Here is a 3461-nt window from a genome sequence, read left to right as displayed (position 1 = left end):
ACTTCTGGCACCGTCCCGTGTTCTGGGCGAACTTTACCCGTCACAGGTGCCGCCACAAACGCTCCAAGAGGGTCTGGTCCCCAGCTGGTCCCCAAAAACGATCTTGAGGCCGTATCGGATGCTTCCGATACGGCCTCTGACCTGCATAGATGCAAGTCGGGACGACAGGATTTGAACCTGCGACCCCTTGACCCCCAGTCAAGTGCGCTACCAAGCTGCGCCACGTCCCGATACGCGCTGACCTGGGGTTTCCCCTGGTTGCGCGTGCAGGAGAACAATACCGCACTTCAGGAGGTGGTCGTGTACTCCTTTCCGCCACCGGTGCCGCGCGGGTCGCTGCGGCCCGCACCACGGACCCGGCTTCCGCCTCGCGCGGGTATCGCCGCGCGAGGCCTTCAGGACCAACCGTGACCTTTGCCGGCGGACGGTTCGGCGGCCGGGCGGCGCCCGCAGGTCAGCCCTGGTGCGGGGCCAGCTCGGGGTGGGCGGCGGACAGCCGTTTCGGGGCCGCCTGGAGCCAGGAGTCGATCAGGATCGCGCGCAATTCGGCCACGTCCTGGACGGCCGCCAGGCGGACCCGGAGCCAGGCGTAGTTGTCGTCGTGGCCCTCGCGCACGAAGAACTTCTCCGGCTCGGCCTCGATCAGCTCCGCCCGGTCCTCCTTGGGACATTTCACGCCAATGGACGTGTCGTCGTCGGAGAGCGCGGCGAAGATCTTCCCGCCCACCCGGAAGGTCGGCATGCCCCAGGCGAGCTTTTCGCTGCTGTCCGGGAGCGACAGGGCGATCGTGCGGACGTCCTGCGCGGTAGCGGCCATCCCGCGACTCCTCTCCAGCCACCGGTGCACCTCTTCCGACGACCGTAGACCCCGCCACCGACAATCTCAGCCGCGCCGGTCCTCTCGTTCGTGGACCAGGGCCACCAGCTCCGCCGCCAGTGCCTTGACGGTGGCGAGTCCCGCCGTCCCCCACCGGCGCGGCACCACGTCCACCGCGCACACCGTGCCCAGGACGATCCCGCGCCGGTCGGTCAGCGGCGCGCCCACGTACGAGCGCACCCCGCTCTCGTCCACCACCGCGTTGCCCGCGAAGCGCGCGAAGTCCCGTACGTCCTCCAGCACCAGCGCCCGCCGGCGCACCACCACGTGCGGGCAGTAGCCGTGGTCGCGGGCCAGCACGCGGGCCGGGTAGCCGCCGGCCGGGGCGTCGGCCGCGTGGTGCAGGCCGGCGAAGAACTGCCGTTCCTCGCCGATGAAGTTGACCCCCGCGTAGGGCGCGGCCAGCTCGTCCGCCACGCGCCGGGCGAAGGCGTCCAGCTCGGTGTCCACCCGCTCCCCCAGGCCCAGCTCGCGCAGCCGGACGACGCGGGCCGGCGCCTCCCGGTCCACGGGCGTGAGCAGCAGGTGTCCGGTCGATTCGTAGTACGTCATGACGGTTCCCCCGACTCCGAAGACGAAGAACTGGCTATGGATGTGGATGTGGATCTGGATGCGGACATGCACAGGAGGTGGCGGACGAGGGCGGCCAGCGCCCCCGTCCCCGAGCTGGCCAGGCGGGCGTCGCACCGTACGACGGGCACCTCGGGCCCGAGCCCCATCGCTTCGCGGACCTCGTCGGGCGCGTAGCGGTGCCCGTCCTCGAACTCGTTGACGGCGACGATGAAGCCGATGCCGCGCCGCTCGAAGAAGTCCACGGCGGGGAAGCAGTCGGCGAGGCGGCGGGTGTCGGCGAGCACCACGGCCCCGAGCGCGCCCGCGCACAGCTCCTCCCACAGGAACCAGAAGCGGTGCTGGCCGGGCGTGCCGAAGAGGTAGAGCACGTTGCGCCGGTCGAGCGTGATGCGGCCGAAGTCCAGCGCGACGGTCGTCGTGGTCTTCGCCTCGACGCCGTCGAGCGGGTCGGCGCTCTCGCCGATGTCGCTCAGCAGCTCCTCCGTGCTCAGCGGCTCGATCTCGCTCACCGCGCCCACGAAGGTGGTCTTGCCCGCCCCGAAACCCCCCGCCACCAGGATCTTCAGGGTCGCGGGAGCGTCACAATCGTTTGCGTAGGCCATCGAGCACCGCCTGGAGCAGGGACTGGTCGTCGGCGGCGAACGCGCCGCCGCCCGGGAACCGCGGCGCCTGCGCCATGACGGCCCCGTGTTCCATCAAGTCGGACAGCAGCACCTTCACCACCACCGCGGGGAGGCGCAGCTGTCCGGCCACCTCGGCGACCGTGACCGCCGCCGCGCCGGCGCACAGCCGGAGCGCGAGGGTGTGTTCCGCGCCCAGGGGTACGCGCGGGCGTACGCCGGTCGCGGTCACCAGGGAGAGCAGGTCGAGGGCGACGCCGGGCCGGGTCCGCCCGCCGCTGGCGGTGTACGGGCGCATCACCCGGCCCGCCGAGTCGTCGAGCCAGGGCGTGTCCCGGCCGTTCGCGCCCTTCGCGTACGCCCCCGTCGCGCGGGTCCTCATCACTCCGGGTCGGCGGCGGGCCGCCGGGGCGGGGCGGCCAGGTACGGTCGGACGCTCTTGACCAGCATCGCCATCTCGTAGCCGAGCACCCCGGCGTCGGCCTCGCGGTCGGCGAGCACGGCCAGGCAGGTGCCGGATCCGGCCGCGGAGACGAAGACGAGCGCGGTGTCGAGCTCGACGACGACCTGCCGTACCTCGGCGCCGTCCCCGAAGCGGGAGCCGGCGCTGCGGCCCAGCGAGTACAGGCCGGAGGCGAGCGCCGCCATGTGGTCGGCGGAATCCGGGTCCAGGCCGTGCACGCAGGTCACGAGGCCGTCGGCGGTGAGGAGTACGGCGCTGCGCGTGTACGGCACGCGCTGCACCAGGCCGCTGAGCAGCCAGTCGAGATCCGAGAGCCGGCTGCCGGTCTTCGTCGCCACTTCGCCGCTCATGGGGGTGCGCTCCTTGCTGAGGTGGGGGGTCGGGGTCATAGCTGGTTCTCCGACTGCGCGAGGCCGAAGCCCCGCTGGAAGGCGGCCATCAGGCCCGGGTCGTGCACGGGTTGTTCGCTGTCCGGGGCCCGCCGGGGGGCGGGGGCCTCGCGCAGCTGCGGTGCGAGGTGCGTCTGCGCTCGCCGCTTCGGCAACGGCGGCCGGGTCCCGCTCGGGGCCGCGGCCCCGGACCCCGGACGGCCCGCCGGCCGGGCCCCTGCCCCTGGCGGCGCCGCCGCATCGGGCGCGGGGTGCGGGGACTCGGGCCGCACCCCGTACCGCTCGGCCCCGAGCCCGGACGCCTGCCCGGGCAGGGCCACGGCCGCGGCCCCGGGATCCGGTTCGGTTTCCGGCGGGGCGGGGTGCGTGCCGGGGCGCCCCCGCAGGGCGTCGAACGCAGTCCCGCTTCCACCCTCCGACCCCTGGCCACGTTCGGCGCCCGAGGAGGTGCCCCGGCGCGCGGCCGGCCCCGCCGGGAACCGCGGGTCCCCCGGACCGGCATGGGGGCCGGGCCGGGCCGCCGGTGGGGCCGGGCTGTC

5 protein-coding genes, 1 tRNA gene and 1 pseudogene are annotated in these 3461 nt (G+C 73.6%); all 7 read right to left on the bottom strand.

The features are described from left to right. Positions 1-156 precede the first annotated feature (156 nt). Positions 157-230, bottom strand: a tRNA-Pro gene (locus ACFWBN_RS32365). 224 nt (positions 231-454) lie between these two features. Next, positions 455-817, bottom strand: a complete 363-nt coding sequence (locus ACFWBN_RS32360; protein WP_385182832.1) for an MmcQ/YjbR family DNA-binding protein — start codon at positions 815-817, stop codon at positions 455-457. Positions 818-883: 66 nt separating this feature from the next. Further along, positions 884-1429: a GAF domain-containing protein gene (locus ACFWBN_RS32355; protein ID WP_385182829.1), complete on the bottom strand. Its 546-nt coding sequence runs from the start codon at positions 1427-1429 to the stop codon at positions 884-886. Beyond that, positions 1426-2052 carry an ATP/GTP-binding protein gene (locus ACFWBN_RS32350; protein ID WP_385182826.1) on the bottom strand — a complete coding sequence of 209 codons (627 nt, stop codon included), beginning with the start codon at positions 2050-2052 and terminating at the stop codon, positions 1426-1428. Before ACFWBN_RS32350 ends, ACFWBN_RS32355 begins: the two co-directional genes overlap by 4 nt. Further along, complete coding sequence (locus ACFWBN_RS32345; protein ID WP_385182823.1) at positions 2030-2452, bottom strand: DUF742 domain-containing protein; 423 nt, start codon at positions 2450-2452, stop codon at positions 2030-2032. The genes ACFWBN_RS32350 and ACFWBN_RS32345 overlap by 23 nt, the downstream gene beginning before the upstream one ends. After that, positions 2452-2883, bottom strand: coding sequence for a roadblock/LC7 domain-containing protein (locus tag ACFWBN_RS32340; RefSeq protein ID WP_215020095.1), 432 nt, complete (start codon positions 2881-2883; stop codon positions 2452-2454). Before ACFWBN_RS32340 ends, ACFWBN_RS32345 begins: the two co-directional genes overlap by 1 nt. Before the next feature lie 35 nt (positions 2884-2918). Beyond that, a pseudogene (locus tag ACFWBN_RS32335) lies at positions 2919-3461 on the bottom strand (hypothetical protein); the annotation flags it as partial.

This window comes from Streptomyces sp. NPDC059989, from assembly GCF_042736975.1.
GTDB lineage: Bacteria > Actinomycetota > Actinomycetes > Streptomycetales > Streptomycetaceae > Streptomyces.
This window is presented reverse-complemented; position numbering and strand designations above follow the sequence as displayed.

What these genes read in the sequence shown, in the direction of transcription:
- ACFWBN_RS32355 (WP_385182829.1), bottom strand. Translation starts at nt 1,429, where the DNA reads ATGACGTACTACGAATCGACCGGACACCTGCTGCTCACGCCCGTGGAC.
- ACFWBN_RS32360 (WP_385182832.1), bottom strand. Translation starts at nt 817, where the DNA reads ATGGCCGCTACCGCGCAGGACGTCCGCACGATCGCCCTGTCGCTCCCG.
- ACFWBN_RS32345 (WP_385182823.1), bottom strand. Translation starts at nt 2,452, where the DNA reads ATGAGGACCCGCGCGACGGGGGCGTACGCGAAGGGCGCGAACGGCCGG.
- ACFWBN_RS32350 (WP_385182826.1), bottom strand. Translation starts at nt 2,052, where the DNA reads ATGGCCTACGCAAACGATTGTGACGCTCCCGCGACCCTGAAGATCCTG.
- ACFWBN_RS32340 (WP_215020095.1), bottom strand. Translation starts at nt 2,883, where the DNA reads ATGAGCGGCGAAGTGGCGACGAAGACCGGCAGCCGGCTCTCGGATCTC.